Origin of the sequence: Hominiventricola filiformis (genome assembly GCF_020686965.1) — a bacterium.
GTDB classification, from domain to species: Bacteria; Bacillota; Clostridia; order Lachnospirales; family Lachnospiraceae; genus Hominiventricola; species Hominiventricola filiformis.
Genome location: NZ_JAJEPS010000001.1, coordinates 447,992 through 466,465 on the forward strand (window position 1 = coordinate 447,992; position 18,474 = coordinate 466,465).

Below are 18,474 nucleotides of genomic sequence, written 5' to 3' on the forward strand. Positions count from 1 at the left end.
TCACCTCAGTCTTCCCACGTATTGATTCTCGGCAGTATCTGGTAACTGGTACACATGAGCTGCCATCCCTGGTTTTCCAGAAGTACCCGATCCGTCAGCGGCATCAGCGTCCGTCCGTCGGAGAAGGATACTTTTACATCTGAATCTGTATATAAATCCATCTTGGATGGTTCATATCCATATGGATAGATTTCTATCAAATTGGCAAATTCCGCATGAATCATGGACAGTGCCGGAAGCTTGATAGTTTCCTCATCTACCGTCAACTCCACAGGTTCCAGAAACAGATAGGTATCTTTTCCATCGTAGATGATACCGCCCGGCACTACGACAGATGTACTGCCGTCCTTAATCCGGTATCCGCCGCCTTCCACCAGTTCCACGGTACTGAAATACTCCAGCCTGTATATCTTATCTTCCGCTGCAAACTGCAGACAGTCCGTCTGGGGCAGCAGAACCTTATTTTCCAGTTTATAATAGATGACCGTTCCGTCATCCGTCAGATTTTTTCGGACTCCATGTCCTTTCAGCGTCGTTCCCTTGTTTTTATCGAAGGTCAGTCTCCAGCTCCCTTCACTGGAGACCATCTCTCCATCCTGAATGTAATAAGCGTCTTTCACACTCATCTGTCTGCCGCTCCTCAGGAAGAGAAACACGCCGGATATGACCACCGCCATGGCGACAGCTGCAATTCCTGCAGCTATCCATTTATTCTTCCACTCGTTTTTCATGAATCCTACTCCTCTCTTCCGTTACAAACAGCATATCTTTCACAAAATTATAAATCGTATAATGAAGCACTGACAGCGTCAGCAGGATCAGTACCAGAAGGATCAGACTGTCAAACCGGATCGTCTTCAGATAATCCCTCATGACTGAACCTACCAGCAGTGCCAGATACAAAAGTACTGCATTGACCAGATCCACTGGAAGACGCCGGATGTCCTGATACAGCAGGAACCGTGCCGGAACCAGAAGCAGCAGGAACACAAGGTATACCAGATTCATCTCTCCTCCCAGAATCACACAGGACAGGACGAAGACCATCTGTGTCCAGGCAAATCCTGTCCACAGAATCTCCCGGTTCTTCATGCCCATGAAAAAGGCAAAGAGATATCTGTTCTTTCTCTGATATCCAAACTGTTCTGTGGCAAACCACAGAATCACTCCCGCTGCAATGGTAAGGCCTACGTTCAGCAGCATAAACCATTTAAATTCCAAAAATGCATTAATGATACTATCTAACATCTGCGTCCTCTTTGATCAGCAATTCAAACGTATTTTTCCGGTGTGTGTAAAAGCCGTGAATCGGCTGGAAGGAACGGGTATCCTCACCGGATACGATCTCCACCATTCCGTCAATGCGCCCGATAACCGGCATATAGTCATCCATGATGAGCAGTGTATATTTCTCACTCTTAATACGGATCATATCCACCTGCTCGAATTTCTGAAACCCTTCGTCAATTCCAAGCACTGTCGCCGTTATCTTTCCCATGAACGTACCTACCTCTTTCCTTTCATGCTTCCGATCATGAAGAAGTCATCCTCCAAAATGTCATCACATTTTCCGGTCAGGATGGCTTCCACATCGTCCAGCACATCGTCGATCTTTACGAACTCGCCCGGAATTCCCGTAAAGTTTTCTGCCACAAACATCGGCTGTGTAAAGTAGTTGCGGAGTTTTCTGGAACGGTAGAAAATCATGCGGTCCTCATAGGAAAGCTCCTCGATACCAAGTACGGCAATGATCTCTTCCAGTTCATTGTAACGGGTCAGGTAACGGATTACCTCACTTACCAGTTCATAATGACGCTGTCCGATCTTGTCTGCATCAATCATGCTGGACGTGGTCTGGAATACGTCAATTGCCGGATAAAGACCTTTCTCAGCTACTTTACGGCTCAATACGACCTGGCCGTCCAGATGCTCCAGAATCGTCTGTACTGCCTCGTCCGTAATATCATCTGCAGGAATGTAGATGGCCTGGAAGGAAGTAATGGAACCTTCTCCTGTAGAGTTGATACGCTCCTCTACCTCACTGACATCAGACTCAATGGTTGCCGGATATCCGTTCTCGATGGGCATCTTGTTCATCATGGCGCTGATCTCGGATGTCGCCTGAATGAAACGGTAGATATTATCGATGAACAGAAGTACATCCTGATGTTTCTCATCACGCAGGTACTCTGCCTGCGTCAGTCCTGCCTGTACGGCATGGGCACGGGATACGGAGTTCTCACCCATCTGTCCGAAGACCATTCCCATCTTATCCAGAAGATCTGCTTCCAGCATCTCGTCATAGAGCTCTTTACCTTCACGGCTTCGCTCACCGACACCGATGAAGACAGAGTTGGATTTCATTCCCTTGTAGACATTGTTGATCAGCTCTTTGATCAGCACTGTTTTACCAACTCCGGCACCACCGAGAAGTCCCATCTTGAAACCTTTCTGCATCGGTGCGAAGAAATCCAGCACCTTAATACCAGTCCAGAGGATATCGCCGTTGATGTCGATCTGTGACATGCTTAATGGCTCACTGTAGACGCTTCGTACATGGGGCTCTTCCACTTTGGTTCCATCGATCGTGTCACCGTAAGGGTTAAATACTTTTCCGAGGATGGCGTCTGAATATTCCATGGCGAGTCCTCTCTCCTCTTTGTAGACTTCCAGTCCTCTCTTCAGTCCTGCACAGCTCTCGAAGGAGATGGCGTTGACAATGCTGCCTTCTACTGCCTGTACCTCGAACCGGTAATGTTTTCCATTCAGCTCCGTATACAGCATGTCCCGGTATCTGACCTCCGCTCCGTCGGTCAGAATCTCCACACCCAGCTCTGATACGGATATAATCTTTCCAATCTTCATAAAATCTCCTTCAAGCTTAATACATGCGCTTCTTTACAAAATTATCAATGACTTTCTTAAACTCTGCTTCCCGCTTCTCTCTTCTGCTCTCCATGAGTTTCTCTTCATCCATTTCATCAATCTTCTTCAGAGACTCTGTGGTGGCATTCTGGCGGAGTACATTCTCTGCCGCACTGCTGATGAACGCTGCCATCATCAGCTCGTATCCTACGTAAGCGGACATCATATCCTCATACAGATCATTGATGTTTCCCTCTACGGAGAAGTCTTCCGTATAGGTCTCCCCATCCTCCGGCTTTACCGGATAGATCTGGATCTTCTTCAGATAGATGGTACTCGTATTTTCATAATGGTTATAAGTCAGATAGATCTTTCTGCAGGTACGGCTCTTCACAGCCGCCGTCAGTACTTCCTCCATCTTTCCAAAACATTCATTGAGTTCTTTCCGGTAAATGGTCAGCAGGGATTCTTCTCCCTCCGGCAGATGCAGTTTCTTGCCGATCAGAATCTTCTTCGTCACCTTATCTTTGCGGATCTGATCATTGATCTGGGAATTGTAGTTCCCGCAGAAGCCGTAATCACTTCCCAGATAAATATTCAGCGTCATTCCGTCCTCCGGCGGATCCAGAATCTGCTTGTCCAGACGGAAGTTCCGGTTGTTGGCGATGCAGGACATCATGTGCATAAGTTCTTCCTGCATCTGCTGATATTTCCGCGCCAGCTTTTTGGCATTGTCCACACGCACCAGCGCGTGGAAATTCATGACGCGGACAACATTACGTACACTCATATGCAGCCTCCTTTACTCGTCCATGATCTTCGTAAAGGTATCGATCATCTCCTCAGGAGTTCTTCCTGCAAATTTGTACTGTTTCAGTCCTTTCAGAATATCTGCTCCACGGAACAGCTTCTTCTTCATCTCCGGTGCCATCTCATCCACATTGGCAAGCTCATAGACTTCTCTGGTATCCAGATAGGACAGAAGCTCACGACGCACGCGGGCACCTAATTTCTTCACTTCTTTTTCCTGTACGGCTCCGCCCAGACGGGATACGGAAAGACCATACTGAATTGCCGGTTTCTCACCTTTGTCAAAGTTCTTCTTAGACATTACCAGCTGTCCGTCGGTAATGGAGATGATATTGGTGGAAATATATCCGGTAATATCTCCTCCCTTGGTCTCGACGATAGGAAGCATGGTAATGGAACCGCCGCACTTATGCTGACATCCACGCTCCAGCAGGCGGGAATGTACATAGAAGATATCAGGCGGATAAGCATCTCTTCCGGGAACCTTTCCGGAGAGAAGACTGATCTCTCTGTGTACGTTTGCATGACGCTTCAGATCATCGAATACAACCAGCACGTCTTTTCCCTGCATCATATAATATTCTGCGATGGAAGCTGCCACATAGGGTGTCAGGAACAGTGCAGGCGGAAGGTCATCATTCAGTGCTGCCAGAATAATGGTATAGTCCATAGCTCCACGTTTCTGAAGCTCCTGATAGACAGCTTTTACATTTTTCTTGACTTTTCCGATGGGAACATAGATGCAGATCACATCTTTGCCCTTCTGGTTTGCAATGGCATCCAGAGCGATCTGGGTCTTACCGGTCTTCTTGTCACCGATAATCAGCTGACGCTGGCCTTTACCGATGGGATAGATCAGATCCACACCTGCGATACCGGTCTCCAGCGGACGGCAGACTGCACGGCGGTCCATAATGGGAATCGTCGGGTTCTCTACTTCGATGTCGATGCAGTCATCAAAGACTTCATCACACATGCGGTCTGTGCCGAAGATGTCCACGATATGGGACATACTGGACGGAGAGAATTTCGCATGGAACGGCTCTCCTGTGGCGATGACTTCATCGCCGATAAAGATACTGTTGTCTGACTGGAGTACAGACACCAGTATGGAATTTCTCCGGATCAGGCTGACATATCCGATGGAATGTCCTGCAATCACTACCTTCTCATTAAAGCTTACCTGAATCAGTCCGGAAACTTCTACAATATAGTCGGTCACGCCGATGACGCGGCCTACTTCGTATACATTGCCCTTGCTGTTGATCTTATCCATTTTCTCCTGGATAATGTTTTCTACATACTGAGACATTTTTTCACCTTTTCATCCTTAAATACTGTAATCATACATATGGCTGCCGCGGAATACCCGGATACCTTCACCCAGGGATTCATCCACGCTGGCATCTGCTTCCGGATGTGCTTTCAGGAACTCTTCATCCGCTGCCTGAACGGTCACATGATCCTGACACAGATCTGCTTCCATCTTCAGATAATCACGGAATTCCACAATGAGGAAGTCCGGGTGCTGTGCCACATAGGTTCTCAGCACCTCATCTTCATCATCATCAAAGATTTCATAGAGAATCTCATGCTGATCCGGTACTGCCAGAAGACCGATCCGGTATACAGTATCAAAATCCAGGATTTCATACATATGACGGCAGACATTTCCGTGATGAATCCGTTCCTGATCCGGCTGCTCAGCCATGACATTCTGATAGGCTTCTTCCGTATCTACTTTAAAGTGTTCCTTGATATACCGGTAATCTTCGATCAGACTGGGATTGATATATCCTGCCTGACGGTCGCTTTCCGCTGCTGCCGGAACTGCCACGGTAACCGGAGCTGCCGTTTTTACAGTTGTCTCCTTTGGTCCGTCCAGCTGCTCTTTTACCGGGCTGGCACTGGCTCTTCCAAGAAAGGTATTCTCCTCTTCTTTCAGACGGTTTAACTTTTCCCGTTTCTCTTCATAGATCGCATCCGTAAACTCCAGCTGCCGCAGAAAACAGGAATTCACCTGCTCCTTTAACTGACGGGAAAGTCCGCGGAGCATGAGGAAAAGAAAGCCGTTCATGGCTGCCATTACTGCCAGTATGACGATAAATAACGCTACATACTGCAACATGCTTTCATTCCCCCTATACGGTCAGCGGGTTAAAGAACAGAAGCAGGAAAATAAATGCAAACAGAACCAGCAGCAGAATGGTGGTGATAATTGCCACTACCATCACGCCCTGAATGACATCATTTTTCGTCTCCGGGTTTCTTCCGATTGCCTCTGCTGCTTTGGAACCAAGAATTCCCATTCCGATTCCTGCGCCTAAAAATGCCAGACCAAGCATCCAGCCAATTGCAGACATTGTTGCACTTAAAATACTTTCCATCTTGTTGATTCCTCCATTATGTGTTAATGAACATCTATCTGGTGTCCTTTCGGACGCTCATTCTTTTCCGCTCCGGCTTATTGTGTCCCTGCTGCCGTGTCAGTCTCGGTCGCTGAAGATGCACCTTTAGGTGCAGTCACCGCATCAGTATCTGCATCGGTACCTGCATTGTCTGCACTGCCATCGGTGGTTGTGGTATCCTGACTGCTGTTATTGCTGTCATTCTTTGAGCTGTCATCTTTGTCACTGTCACTCTTCGCAGAAAGACTGTCCAGCTTCTCCTGCAATGCTTTCAGCTGATCCATCAGCTGCTGATTCTGTGCCTGCTGTTCGGAAAGCTGCTTCTCCAGTGCCTTTACCTGCTCGCTCTTATCCGTTGTGGCTGCTGCGGTATCCGTGCTGCTGTCTGCGGATGTGGTTCCATTCAGTGCTTCCAGCTGTGTCTTTGTCGCACTCTGTGCTTCGGAAAGAGCCGTCACCTGATTCAGTACCTGCTCCAAGGAAGAGCGGATAGACCCAACTGCCTCGCCGTCCACAGCGCCCTCTTCATCTGCCAGAGACAGGAATGCTGCATAGCCTGCACTTCCTGTCGTATACGGATTACTGGTGCTGTAACGGTTCAGTCTGCTTCCGTAAGTACTGCTGTCACTGTCGCTGTATTTTACCCACAGTTCCAGAGTAATTGTAGTCATGTCATTTTTCAGGGTCTGATAAGTCTCATCCTCGAAGAGACCTGCCAGACTTAAGGACAGTCCCAGATTACCGTTCTTGGCTGCACTGATCTCATTGCCGCTCAGCTGCTGTACTGCTTCCTTACTGTTGCCGCTGTCGTCTTCCTGGATCACTTTCACCCATACGCTGTTCATGGCAGTGTCCGTATCCAGACCAATCTGTGCATTGATATTCTGAAGCTCCAGCTGTGTGATCTTCAGAGATGATGTTACATTCACCGTATTTGCTCTCATAATATCAATATATTTATAAGGAGCATTCTCATCTTCACTGCTGTAGTATCCGATCTCGATGGTGTACTGTTTGTTCGGCTGGATCGCTGATTTCACCGGTACCAGATTGCCATTTTCATCCTGGGTCATGCCGGATGTATACTCCGTAATATGGATACTTGTATCATCCAGGCTGATGGGCATGGTGTAGGCCTGGGTATCATTGTAATTGCCAAGACCTGCCGCTGCGTCATAGACCAGCAGATATCCGACACCGTAATTTCCAAATGGGTCTGCGATCTGATAGCTGATATCCAGAGACATGGCATCAGAACTTACGCTCTTTAATACCATATAGGTACGGCCTGCTGCGGTAATACCGCCGGTTCCACCGCTGACTCCGGTACCACCGGTACCACCGATTCCACCGATTCCACCGGTTCCGCCAGTTCCGCCGGTTCCGCCTGATCCGCCGGTTCCGCCCATGCCGCCGATACCGCCGGTTCCACCGGTTCCACCGGTTCCGCCGTTACCGCCGTTACCGCCTCTGACGGTAATGTCATAAACTTCTCCGCCGGCACCTGTCGTGGAAGAACTTCCTTCACCAAGACCTGCGATACCGCCCAGAATGGAGGTCAGGTCTATCTGATGGTCACCGATGGTTGCGGTCTGGCTGCTTAATACAAATTCCAGGCCGTCGCTGTAGAGGGTCATGCCTTCTTCTACTGCCACCACATTCATGGTGTCATTGATCAGACGGGCATTTCCTGCGTCATCCAGACTGATGAACAGATAATTACTGGTATCCACCAGTCCGACGTTGTCCCAGATTCTGCTGCCGGTAATCAGATATTTCCGATCAGACAGCTTAAAGAATCCGGTTTCACTTAAATTATCTACTTTTGTAAAATTATCCAGCATGGACACGGTTCCGTCTGCATAGAGACGGTAACCGGATCCGAAAATCTTTACGCTTCCGCTGGACGGCTCATAAATAACCGTCTGTTTGCCAAGCGTTGTCTTACTGTCGTTTACGGACAGTGTATACAGCTTGTCCCAGGAACGGCTGACGGAGGCATCCACAGATACATCCACATGGTTATAAGCATTGTCAAATACCGCACTGCCTGAAGCAACACTGTACAGTTCGCTCTGCGTGGCAACTACTTTTCCCACGCAGGCGCCGACTGCCCCCAGACACCCCAGGGCCACAACTCCGAACAGGAGCATTAATCTTTTTACTTTACTACTCAGAACTCTCATAACATCCTCCTGTCATCAGTTAATTGATTGTGAACGTGATATCACGGTTCTTCAACGTAACCGGCTGTTCAATTCCGTTCTTTTGTGTCGTCATATTCAGCGTCACTACATAATCTCCGGATGGTGCATTGTCCAGTACTAATTCAATCTTCTTATTCTGTATCAGCGAGGATGCCAGATCTGCAAATGTACTCTGGTACGTCAGGTCACTGTTTGTAATCAGGCACATTGCCGAACTAACTTTGTCAAGATTCTCCCATCCGCTGAAACGCAGTACCAGTTTCCACTTACCATCTGCCAAAACTGTGCTTGCATAAATATGTCCCTCTGTCACACTGTCTGTCACTGTCTGTACCGTTTTCTTAAATGATGTCAGAATTCCTGACGTTTCAGGTTTGCCATCCGCATCCAGATCAATATCTGCCACGGTATAGATTTCATAGGTACCTGACGGAACTCCTGTCAGAGTGATCTCCTTTTTGAACGTCGTATCTGCCACCTTAATATCCTGTTTCCAGGAAGTACTTCCATCACCGCCAAGTGTAACATCTGTTGCTTTTACAGCACCTGTTCCATTCTCTGATGTCATCCAGTAGAGTTCTCCATCGGCATTCATCCCAAGAATTTTTCCAGTAACGGAATTTCCATTACTGTCTTTTATCTGTTTTACAAACAGAGAATATTTGTCATCCACGATCTGGTACAACGGATCACTTGCCAGCAGTGCCAGATTCAGGACATTTTTATTATTACTATCCACGGAAGCTCTGCCCGTAGAAGTGATCGCATAGGATGCACTCTTGCTGACGGCGATTCCATCACTGATAAATTCAAATGTCTCCTGCCTGTCTGCATCCGTCGTGTTCAGCACGTTACCATTCTCATCAACCGCACGCAGTACCACGGTATAGTTTTCACCACCGGGCAGTTTCTTTGTATTTCCACTTGGCGGGAACGGAATCCAGAAAGTATTGTCACCCGCAACGTAGCTTGTGGTTTTTTCAAGATAATTATAATCTGCATACTTATTGGAGTCCGTATAAGCTGCATTGCTCTCGGATGTGTACTGTTTCTTCAAATCTTCATTACTGTATACCAGCAACGAATCATCAAACTGATTGTTCGTCGGTGTCTTATAGATGTAGCAGGCAATTTTGTATCCTTCATAGACATCCGGCTGGAAATTAATTTCCAGGCCTTTCTGCTGATAGGATTTATTAATGTAGGAAGCACGTACATTCTTCAGGGTAACGCTTTTCTGTGTTTCCAGCTGATAATTAGTATTGGCCTGTACTACTTTATCTACCCCGCTTCCCTGTTCTGCACCGGCATCCACGACCGCAGTGAATGAACCCGTTGTCACGATTCCACCGGATTTATTATCCGGATATGCATATGCCTCCATCGCGTATTTATGTCCCGGCTTAAGATCATAGAATCGGATGCGGTAATCCGTTACACTATCCGTAAGTTTCCACTTATAATACGTGCCGCCTGTACCTTCACTGTTGGTTCCAGTCTGCAGTTCTGCTTCCGGATTCAGACTGGTGATCTTCGCCTTTGCCTCGCCTGTGACATCTTTTGGATTATCCCTATCTGTAATGTCATAGAGTTTCAGGTAGATCGTCTGATCAGATTTTGTCAGCAGGTTCTGGCTTCCACAGGAAATCAGGTAATCAAGGTAATCAAGTCCCCGCACAGAGCTGGTATGCGTCATGGACGGGATCAAAGTCTCTACCTCCGCTGTCAGTGGATCTGTTACTGTATAATATCCTACTTTTTTAAATGCGTAGTTCAGATTTGCACCTTGCTGCAGCTTCATACCACCGGTCTCACGATAGAACTTCATAAGTACCTTATGATACAGATTGTTAAGAGGCCACCATGTGGTATCTTGATTCGTACTGGTACTGTTCGCATAGGACAGTCCTTCTGCGTTCAGCTGAATACCATTCCAGTCTGTCGCTTCCACCTCAGCATTGTCCGCCAGACTCAGTTCGAAGAACGGAATCTTACCAGGCGTCGAAGCAGAACCTGTACTCCACGAATCCTCTGCTGTAGCCTGTCCTATCGTCACATAGTATTTGTTTAACAGATCCTGAAGTGCATAGGCTGCCTCAAATTTCGCTGATCCAGGTGCTTTATAGATCTGATTTTCACCACTAATATCTGTTTTCAGTACCTCACTGTCCATGGTACCGAATCCGGTATCATAGTAACAATGCACTTCAAACTTCACTTTCGATCCAACCTGAATGCCATTCAGCAGTGTTACATCCCAACGTAATCTGTAGGCAGTACCATCTGGTGTTTTCTCCAGACTATAGGTACCTCCATTGGAACTGAATCTTCTGGTAACAGTTCCGTCATCATAGGTTGCTTTCACATCCAGATAAAGGATCTGCTTCATAAATTCATCCAGCATATCTGCCGGATAGCTGGGACTTTGTCTTACAGATACTGTCAGTTCAGCCACATTATTTACCATGCTGACCTTCCACTGCAACGCACTCATGTCGACTTTGCGGCTGACTCTTGTTGTCCGTTCAGCGCCGCCAATAAGACTTACCACACTTGCTTTGGCTCTGTCAGCCCTATATGCGATGGTATGTACTGTTCTTCAATACCGGAATGGTGAATTTTAACGGTATGGCAGCAGGATCATTCTGGAAATAAGAAACCGGATCTCCTGCCACATTGTACCAGTCTGTATGTTCATAATACTCGGCCACAGCCCCCGACTGCATGACATAATAGGTGACTGCGTCTACTTTTTCACAGCTGGCGTCATAGTTTGCCTGCACATAATAACCGACGATCGTATCTGATTCCAGATTCGGATCTGCTTTCAGGCCATAATTCTCTGCATACATTTTGGTTGTGTCTTTTCCAGGGCCATTGTATATCGGCGTTACTGCCACACCTTTCTCCTCATCCGGGAGTTCCGGAAGCGGAGCTTCTGCCTTCGTCTTCACTGCGACTTCGCTCGTCAGCGAGAAACTTCCACTGCTTTCCTGCACCGGCATTAATCCGCCGATCAGGTTTGCATATCCGAGATTTGCGCCCTGATTCTGATTGTTTACCGTATCGTCATAGACCGCTGTTACTTTTACATAATAATTGCCGCTGATGCTGTCTTTCGTCAGACCAAAATCATTCTCCGTGATCAGAATACCGGTTCCATTTGCATACATCTCACTGACATTCGGATTCTTAATCGTGTAGACAGTTCCCTGCTGGTTGCCATCAAGAGCAGCAGAGCCTTTGTAGAGCGTAACTTCAATCTGTTTAATCTGACTTAACAGATACTCATACTGTTTCTTCTGTTCATCAGTCCAAGTCGCCTGTTCTCTGTCAGTCGTCGTCTGCCAGGACAGGTTGTGCAGCGTATTGTAGTCAGGGAAAGTCAGTTTTGTACGAATACTGCTCGTAATTGTATCCGCATCCTTGGTTTCTTCCAGTAACATAAAGAGCTGCATAGATTTTTTAGTGGATACTACATATTTTCCGATCAGTCCCTGTTTTACCAGACTGGACTCATCCGCTGTTCCATCTTCTTTGAACCGCTCATAGTAATCGCCATAGACGCTGATTACATAGTCAGAAGCCTGAGCCAGCAGCTTCTTGCTGACGGTAAACTCAATCTTGTTATTTCCAGTCATGGTAATCGTCGTATTCTGAAGACCCGGCTGGTAATTGACTACCTCTTTCTCTCCTTTGTATGTGCCGGCCGTGTTCTCCACCTGCACATACAGGTCATGTCCATCGCCTACCAGGATCTGTCTCTGGTTCGGAACAACAGAAACAGTTCCGGTAAAGCTGTTGAAGGTGGTTCCCGGTGTGCCGTCATACACCTGCTGCCGTACAGCCTTTGGAATTGTTTTTCTTTTGGCTGCTGCCATACCCGCACCTCTCAATCATCAAATTTCAATTCTTCTGCTGCTTCCGGCGGTTCTTCTTTTCTCTTCCATTCGTCAAGGTCAAGCAACTGCCCGCATTTGCTGCAATAGTTGAAGTCATTTGACACATGGAAGTAATAACCGTCTTCCCGGTCTTTCTTCATGTCCTTGTCGTATGCTGAAAACAAATGCTTTCCGCATACCGGGCAATAATAGCTGTTAAGATACCCCAGTTGTCCCGGCAATGTTGGGTATTCGCTTTTCTGGTGCTTTGGTTTTCTTGCTTTCCTTGCTGCCATGCTTTATCCCTCCGTTGCCGCCTTTATCAATCTTTGCTGTATTGCTTCAAAATCAAGCCGCAAGTCCCGCATATTCCAGTACGTGCCGCAGCCCGTGCATTGTTCGTCCGTGTATGTGTACGGGCAGGCGGTGCAAATGTCCGTTTCTTCCTGCAACGTCTTTGCGACTGCTGCCAGTTGAAAAGCTATGCCCCAGAATTTCTTCAAGTCAATTTCTGAAATGTCCACCGGGACTGCTGCTGCTTTTTCAATCTCTGCGTCTGTTACTTTGTATTTTTCTTTCAACGTGGCGTACATCACCTGCGCCGTCTGCTGTTCACCGCCTATGCCACGTTCTGCCAGTGCTTTTATTTTCACCAACTTTTCAATAATTTTCTGTCTATCTTCCATCAGTCTTCTTCCTCCGGTTCTCCTATCAGTGCCGTTGGCGGTTTTCTCTTGTCCATAAAATTTGAATACCACGCAGCCTTTTTCAACATTCGCTTTTCTTCGTCTGTCCTCTCCGGCGCTTCTACGTCATTTTCTTTATAGCAGCGTGCCGTTTCGTCTGGGTATAGGTCGTTTCCGCACCTAAACGCCACCAAGAACGCTTCCAGTTCTCTTTTCAATTCCTCTTTGTAGAAATTGTAAAGCAGTGTTATTTCTGCCGCTTCAATCTCTGTGCAGTCACAACCACGCTTCTTCCTGCGGCTGTATTTTCCAGTGTATATGTGGTAACTTGCGTCACCCGTCACCTTGTAGAAAATCCAGCGCAGCACCCTTTCTTCCAATTCGTCTGCATATCCGAACCAATGAAGCGTCACTGCGTCCAGCATTATTTCTTCGTCTTCCAGTTCATATCTGGCTTTTAAGTCCTCATACATTCGCATTGCGGTTTCTTTTTCACCGCCCACGCCACGTTCTGCAAGGGCTTTTATTTTCTTTAGCTTTGCAGCTATCTTGTCACGTTGTATCTGGTCCATGTCTTTTACCTCACATACTGCCACGACTGCGGCGCCCGTTTTATTCCCAGTGTTTCAAGCGTCAGTGGCTTTTCATACTCTCTGACCGTGGAAACTTCCCAGCCATACACCTTGTTCCTGCTCCCTGCTGCATAATTGTGAATATCATGTGCAGGAACCTTGCTTTTTCTCTCTGCTTCTTCAAAGTTCTTGATTTCCAGAACTTCCGGGCAGATAAATTCACCAACTATTCCCACGCCGCCCGTGACGTATACCAGCACCCGGAACGGCGCTTTGCATTGTGGCTTTGTCTTCCGCAGTTCCAGAACCTTTTCGCCTGCTGCCATCTTCTTCCACCACTTCTGGTGTAGTGATAATATGACCACTGGCATTTTTTCTGCTTCTTCCATGTTCTTTACCTCTCAAACTCGCTCTTTAGTTCAATTCTGATATACAGAATGTGTTGCAGGTCTTCCACCCGGTATTGTGTGAATTGTTCAACTGGCACCTGCTCCGGCAGGCTGTCTGTTTTCTCCCAGTCCCACATTTGTTCCGTGGCTCTGTATGTTTCCATGCCAAGCCCCATTTTCTTAATGCGTCGCTGCGGGTTCAATGTTCCATGCGCTGCGTTTGCGGCATATCCACGGTATACAACCTGTCTGGCTGCGTTATATATCACCACTCTGTCACTGGGCGTCAGTTTGTCCATAATGTCGCCCAGTCTGATTTCATTTTCCATCACCATTCACCCCTCATTCTTCTTTCAATTCTTTCTTTCGCCTGCTGCACTTCTCTTGAATACTCTGTGTCTGTCAATCCTTTGTTCCATACGTGCTGATATGCACCCGTCACGCCGTAGTTGTAAGCCGTCAACACTTCTGCTTTCGTGTCGAACCTCTCTTGCAATTCTGCCAGATAATCTACACCAACCATGATGTTAAAATAAGGGTTTTCCACATTGTCCACATTCAGTCTGTGCATACGTTCTTCATGCCATTTTGCCAATACCTGCATATATCCTGTTGAACCCTCACTGCTGGTTGCGTCCCATCTGTACCCGCTTTCTGTTTCAATGATTGCCAGTACCAGTGCATAGTCAACGCCGTTCTGCTTGCAAATTATGTATGTGAATTGCTGCATACATTCCGGGAAGTACCCGCCGTGGTCTGCGTAGTCCTCCGGCACTTCATATCTTGTCCAGCCCTCTAATTCCTCACCGGACCAGTCAAGGGACATAAGGTTGAACGGGTACGGCTCCTGCTGCACTGCTTCCGTGGTCGGCGGTGTCGGTTCCGGTTCTTTGGTATCTTCCGGCAGACTGTTTGCAGCTGGCTTGACTGCTGCCCCTACTGTAAACACAATCACAACCACTGCCAGCAGTCCTGCTGCAATGTAATTGCCGTATGCCTTAATTGCCCTTTTTATCCTCTTTCGCCTTAATATGCGGCGCAGCCTTGTTTTTCTTCCTGTTTCCACTTCGTTTTCCTCCTTGTCCTGCCTTTTTTGGCTCTTTTTTCCACATTTTCAAGTAAATATGCCACCCGGTCTGTTCATAAAAGACCGCTTCACATGACACAATGTTGTAATTGCTATATATCTTTCTAAACTCTTCCAGCCCTGCGTCCGGTGATTTTGCCAGCTGTTCCACTTTCCTTTTGCTGTACTTGAAATCATTGCACTTTTCTTCCGGTGCGTTCAGATTTCGGCTGTACTTCCAGTGGTTCTGGTCACGCTGCTGTTTCTCCCCGCCGTCCTCTCTGGTTGTTTCCGGGCGGTCAAGGTTTCTGCTGCTGGAATAGCGTTTCTTGCCCTGCGGGTCCTTGACAATATACTTGCAAAGTCCCTCTATTCCGTTTTCATTCATTTGCAATCGGTCTGCATTTACCCAGCCCAGCTGTTTTATACTGGCTCTGTATTCCGGGTCTTTTGTCTTTTTCCAGTTAATGCGGTCTTTTGTCCACATTAGTTCCACGTCGTCACGGTCAAGCCCACCATTCATAATGATATGGTGGTGTATACGCTTAATGCTTTGACCGTCCTTTGTGTACTTGTATTCTGTTACCAGTATGTATTTGAGTGGTTCAAGCCCCAGTTTCTTTCTGCGGTATGCTATGCGCCGCAGGTAGTTTGTCACAATGTTTTCTGCTTCTTCGACTGTTTCCGGCAGGTTTTCTGCGTCATAGGTGCATGACGTGTGCAGGTCCCCTATGTGAAAGTTGCCATTTCCCAGCTGCACCAGATACCGTTTGGCGTTCTTGTCGTTAAGGTCTTTTTGCTTTTGGGCATTGACTTTTCTTTTCTTACCCCTCTTCCCTCTGGCTGCCTGCTCTGCTGCTTCTGTTCGTGGTATTATGTCCACTTCTCTATAATTGGCACAGTCTGTCTTCTTCTCTCTGATAAACACCACTGCACTTCCTTTTCTGTCTGATACCTTTTTCAGCGTATAAGGGTACACCAGAAGTGCGGTGGTTCTATCCTCCATCAATCCTGTTTATTATCCATACAGCGTATATATAAATTTATATATTTCGTAGGAATGTTAATACCCCATACAAGCCCGTTTAGCAGGGATAAAACCCGCTATTTTCAAGGACTTTTCAGCCCTAAAATGTTTGACTTGTAACCGCCAATATGGTATAATAAACGTGTATTGAATTATTAACATATTGACTTTTGAAAAGCCTTTGATTTTGTGTTTCCGGCACAGCTTCAAAGGCTTTTTGCTTGCCATTTTTACAATGCTCTGTATAACTCTTTGCGGCTCTCACCGCACCAGATTTTCTGCCCATCTTCCGTCTGTACGGTCACTATTCCGTCCCTAAATCTGTACCCGGCAATTATCTTGCCCCGGTGCCATTTGCCGTCAAAATAGATTTCCGCTGGCTGTCCCTCGACGTATGGGAAATTATCTGCGCTCATTCGTCCTGCGCTCCTGCGTGTGCTTCCGCACCCGCTTTCAGTAAATCAGTTGCCAGTTCCCAGCTTTCCAAGAATAAAGCGGAACGGAGCGAAACGCTGCCGCTGACGAAAGAACGGGCGTCGTTCAAGAACAGCGCACCAGCGCCACCGCCGGAAGTGAGGTAGAAACTCGAACCCCGGATAGGCACGGCTTCTTCAAGTTCGCTGTCTGCCCATATTCCGGCTGTTTCGTTCTTCCAATCGTGCGGTACAATTCCCAGCTTGTACGCAATTTCCGGCACGTCTTCCAACTCTTCCAGCTGCAATTCTGCAATGTGGCAGCCGTCCCAGTCCTTTTCTATCTTTTCTGCGGTTGACATAACCACACCGCCGTCACTGCTGCCGTACAGCTTCAATGGCTTTCCGTTTACCTCTGCAACGGTCCAGTCCGGGGCTTCGTCCTTGTAGCCCTCAACTGCTGCGTCATTGTCCTTTGTGTACTCCACAACACCTTTATGCAGGCGTAAGCCCGTTACAAATTCCCAGAAGTTGCCGCAGATACCGAACACGCCGCCTGCGGTTCCGTCATGTGACCATGTAAGCGGGTCACACCCGGTCAGTGTTCTTCCGGCGCTGTCGTATACAACGCCCTTTTCCTGCGGGTTGTCTTCATTGCTTCCGTGGTTCGTGTTGCCGCCTATCGTGTGCCCCAGTTCTTCTGCTTCATGCAGTAAGTAGGCAAATTCTGTGTTTGTCATAAGGTGCCAGCCCTCACCCTTTCTGGCGCAGGCTGCCGCCGCTTCATCAAGTGTGATTGTGTGGCGTGGCTGCTGGTACGGCAGTGACACTGCAACGTCACCGCCCATACTCTTAATGGTTGTGTTGTGGTACTGTGAAATCAGAATTGCCGGGACAATCTTGTTTCTGATTTTGAACATTTCCGGCACGTCCTCCGGGTTGTACGTCCCCGGCTCCATGTAAAACATGGTCATGTAGTTTGGCAGTCCCAGTCTGTCTTTGACAATGACCGCTTTTTTCTTCACAAATTCTTTCATTTGCGTTTTTCCTCCTTGTATCTGGTATGATTTTTATTTGAACAGCCTTGCTGCTATTCACTGCTATTGACTTTTGAAAAACCTTTGTTTCTGCTGCTGCCCGGCGCTCACGCTGACTGCTTTTCTTTCTTCTCCGGCTCTGGCTGTGTCACTGTCACGGTGACTTTCACGCCCTCCCGCTGGGATATAATCAGCGCCAGCGTTTCAAAAAAGCGCTGGGCATTGAATGTTCCTTGTACTTCCATTCCTGCGCCCTCCTTTATACGGACTGCGGCGCAATTTTCTGTGCCATGCCCTTTGCAAATCTTATGCCCTGCATGAACACCAGAAAGTCTTTCTTTTCCTGCGGTTCAAGTTCCCCCAGAAAAGCCATGACCTCTGTTGCTTCCTGCTGGTTTTCAGTTGCAATCATGGTTTCCATGTTTTTAACTTCTGTCATGGTCTGTTCCTCCTTTCATGCTGTGTGGTTTCGCAAGCGGTAAACGCTTCTGTTGTAGCGGTTACTGCTTGTTTAACTATATATTATAGCGGTTACTGCTATTTGTCAACCCTTTTTCCGTTTTTAATATTGACTTTTTTAGCGGTTACTGCTATTCTTTAAACATAAAAGAAAGGCGGTGAAGTCAAATGACTATCAATGAACGTGTGAAGCATTTTAGAAAAGATGTTTTGCACATCAGCCAGACTGAATTTGCAGTAAGTCTGGGAATGAAGCAAACTGGCGTCAGCTACATGGAACGGGACGGCTCAACCGTCACTGACCAGACAATCAAGGCAATCTGTCTTCTTTATAATGTGAATGAAGAATGGTTGCGCACTGGTTCTGGTGAAATGTATATACAGCCGGACACATTCAGCCTTGACGACTTCGTGAAGTCTAAAGGTGCCACGGGTCTTGAATTGGAAATCATAAAGACGTACTTTGAACTTGACCCAGAAATTAGAAGAACTGCCGTGGAATTTTTCAAACGCAGGCTTGTTGCTGCTGTTACTGCGGACCCTGCATTGTTAGTTCCAGACAATCCAGAAGATTTAGAAGCCCAGTGCCCGCCCGTTGACACTGGCAGTGTTTCCGGGACAGACGCCGGGTGATAACGCACCCAGCGTCCCCCC

23 protein-coding genes are annotated in these 18,474 nt (G+C 47.3%); 1 reads left to right on the forward strand and 22 read right to left on the reverse strand.

Going from position 1 to position 18,474, the window contains the following annotated elements; all coding sequences use genetic code 11:
• Positions 1 to 5: 5 nt before the first annotated feature.
• From LKD36_RS02210 to LKD36_RS02315, 22 genes are all read right to left on the reverse strand, one after another.
• Positions 6 to 731, reverse strand: a complete 726-nt coding sequence (locus tag LKD36_RS02210) for a hypothetical protein (RefSeq protein ID WP_308458487.1) — start codon at positions 729 to 731, stop codon at positions 6 to 8.
• Positions 709 to 1,248 carry a hypothetical protein gene (locus tag LKD36_RS02215; RefSeq protein WP_308458488.1) on the reverse strand — a complete coding sequence of 180 codons (540 nt, stop codon included), beginning with the start codon at positions 1,246 to 1,248 and terminating at the stop codon, positions 709 to 711. Before LKD36_RS02215 ends, LKD36_RS02210 begins: the two co-directional genes overlap by 23 nt.
• Positions 1,238 to 1,498: a hypothetical protein gene (locus tag LKD36_RS02220; protein ID WP_118770566.1), complete on the reverse strand. Its 261-nt coding sequence runs from the start codon at positions 1,496 to 1,498 to the stop codon at positions 1,238 to 1,240. The genes LKD36_RS02215 and LKD36_RS02220 overlap by 11 nt, the downstream gene beginning before the upstream one ends.
• A gap of 8 nt (positions 1,499 to 1,506) precedes the next feature.
• Complete coding sequence (gene atpD, locus LKD36_RS02225; RefSeq protein ID WP_118770567.1) at positions 1,507 to 2,865, reverse strand: F0F1 ATP synthase subunit beta; 1,359 nt, start codon at positions 2,863 to 2,865, stop codon at positions 1,507 to 1,509.
• A 16-nt stretch (positions 2,866 to 2,881) separates the two neighbouring features.
• The gene (locus LKD36_RS02230; protein ID WP_118770568.1) at positions 2,882 to 3,655 is read right to left on the reverse strand and encodes a F0F1 ATP synthase subunit gamma; all 774 of its coding nucleotides are present in this window, start codon (positions 3,653 to 3,655) and stop codon (positions 2,882 to 2,884) included.
• Positions 3,656 to 3,667: 12 nt separating this feature from the next.
• Entirely contained in the window at positions 3,668 to 4,987 is a 1,320-nt protein-coding gene (locus LKD36_RS02235) for a F0F1 ATP synthase subunit alpha (RefSeq protein ID WP_118770569.1), read from the reverse strand.
• Between the two features lie 18 nt (positions 4,988 to 5,005).
• Positions 5,006 to 5,803: a hypothetical protein gene (locus LKD36_RS02240; RefSeq protein WP_308458489.1), complete on the reverse strand. Its 798-nt coding sequence runs from the start codon at positions 5,801 to 5,803 to the stop codon at positions 5,006 to 5,008.
• Positions 5,804 to 5,816: 13 nt separating this feature from the next.
• Entirely contained in the window at positions 5,817 to 6,062 is a 246-nt protein-coding gene (locus tag LKD36_RS02245; protein WP_118770571.1) for an ATP synthase F0 subunit C, read from the reverse strand.
• 77 nt (positions 6,063 to 6,139) lie between these two features.
• Positions 6,140 to 8,269 (reverse strand): hypothetical protein, encoded by a 2,130-nt coding sequence (locus tag LKD36_RS02250; RefSeq protein WP_308458490.1) that lies wholly within the window; start codon positions 8,267 to 8,269, stop codon positions 6,140 to 6,142.
• Positions 8,270 to 8,288: 19 nt separating this feature from the next.
• The gene (locus LKD36_RS02255) at positions 8,289 to 10,841 is read right to left on the reverse strand and encodes a hypothetical protein (protein ID WP_308458491.1); all 2,553 of its coding nucleotides are present in this window, start codon (positions 10,839 to 10,841) and stop codon (positions 8,289 to 8,291) included.
• Between the two features lie 22 nt (positions 10,842 to 10,863).
• Positions 10,864 to 12,171 (reverse strand): hypothetical protein, encoded by a 1,308-nt coding sequence (locus LKD36_RS02260; RefSeq protein ID WP_308458493.1) that lies wholly within the window; start codon positions 12,169 to 12,171, stop codon positions 10,864 to 10,866.
• A gap of 11 nt (positions 12,172 to 12,182) precedes the next feature.
• The gene (locus tag LKD36_RS02265; RefSeq protein ID WP_118492220.1) at positions 12,183 to 12,467 is read right to left on the reverse strand and encodes a hypothetical protein; all 285 of its coding nucleotides are present in this window, start codon (positions 12,465 to 12,467) and stop codon (positions 12,183 to 12,185) included.
• Between the two features lie 3 nt (positions 12,468 to 12,470).
• The gene (locus tag LKD36_RS02270) at positions 12,471 to 12,857 is read right to left on the reverse strand and encodes a hypothetical protein (RefSeq protein WP_250796678.1); all 387 of its coding nucleotides are present in this window, start codon (positions 12,855 to 12,857) and stop codon (positions 12,471 to 12,473) included.
• Entirely contained in the window at positions 12,857 to 13,429 is a 573-nt protein-coding gene (locus tag LKD36_RS02275; protein ID WP_118492216.1) for a hypothetical protein, read from the reverse strand. Before LKD36_RS02275 ends, LKD36_RS02270 begins: the two co-directional genes overlap by 1 nt.
• A 5-nt stretch (positions 13,430 to 13,434) precedes the next feature.
• Positions 13,435 to 13,818 carry a hypothetical protein gene (locus LKD36_RS02280; RefSeq protein ID WP_306779526.1) on the reverse strand — a complete coding sequence of 128 codons (384 nt, stop codon included), beginning with the start codon at positions 13,816 to 13,818 and terminating at the stop codon, positions 13,435 to 13,437.
• Between the two features lie 5 nt (positions 13,819 to 13,823).
• A complete protein-coding gene (locus LKD36_RS02285; RefSeq protein WP_308458494.1) occupies positions 13,824 to 14,147 on the reverse strand; it encodes a hypothetical protein in 324 nt (107 codons plus the stop codon).
• Positions 14,147 to 14,884, reverse strand: a complete 738-nt coding sequence (locus LKD36_RS02290) for a lytic transglycosylase domain-containing protein (protein WP_308458495.1) — start codon at positions 14,882 to 14,884, stop codon at positions 14,147 to 14,149. The genes LKD36_RS02285 and LKD36_RS02290 overlap by 1 nt, the downstream gene beginning before the upstream one ends.
• Complete coding sequence (locus LKD36_RS02295; RefSeq protein WP_308458581.1) at positions 14,817 to 15,890, reverse strand: rolling circle replication-associated protein; 1,074 nt, start codon at positions 15,888 to 15,890, stop codon at positions 14,817 to 14,819. The genes LKD36_RS02290 and LKD36_RS02295 overlap by 68 nt, the downstream gene beginning before the upstream one ends.
• 251 nt (positions 15,891 to 16,141) lie before the next feature.
• Positions 16,142 to 16,327 (reverse strand): hypothetical protein, encoded by a 186-nt coding sequence (locus tag LKD36_RS02300; RefSeq protein ID WP_227094308.1) that lies wholly within the window; start codon positions 16,325 to 16,327, stop codon positions 16,142 to 16,144.
• Positions 16,324 to 17,361, reverse strand: coding sequence for a hypothetical protein (locus LKD36_RS02305; RefSeq protein WP_308458496.1), 1,038 nt, complete (start codon positions 17,359 to 17,361; stop codon positions 16,324 to 16,326). Before LKD36_RS02305 ends, LKD36_RS02300 begins: the two co-directional genes overlap by 4 nt.
• 107 nt (positions 17,362 to 17,468) lie before the next feature.
• The gene (locus tag LKD36_RS02310) at positions 17,469 to 17,606 is read right to left on the reverse strand and encodes a hypothetical protein (RefSeq protein ID WP_171905518.1); all 138 of its coding nucleotides are present in this window, start codon (positions 17,604 to 17,606) and stop codon (positions 17,469 to 17,471) included.
• A 14-nt stretch (positions 17,607 to 17,620) separates the two neighbouring features.
• The gene (locus LKD36_RS02315; protein ID WP_055285960.1) at positions 17,621 to 17,800 is read right to left on the reverse strand and encodes a hypothetical protein; all 180 of its coding nucleotides are present in this window, start codon (positions 17,798 to 17,800) and stop codon (positions 17,621 to 17,623) included.
• Positions 17,801 to 17,988: 188 nt separating this feature from the next.
• Between LKD36_RS02315 and LKD36_RS02320 the strand changes: the two genes are divergently transcribed.
• Positions 17,989 to 18,453, forward strand: coding sequence for a helix-turn-helix domain-containing protein (locus LKD36_RS02320; protein WP_055285962.1), 465 nt, complete (start codon positions 17,989 to 17,991; stop codon positions 18,451 to 18,453).
• Positions 18,454 to 18,474: the final 21 nt, after the last annotated feature.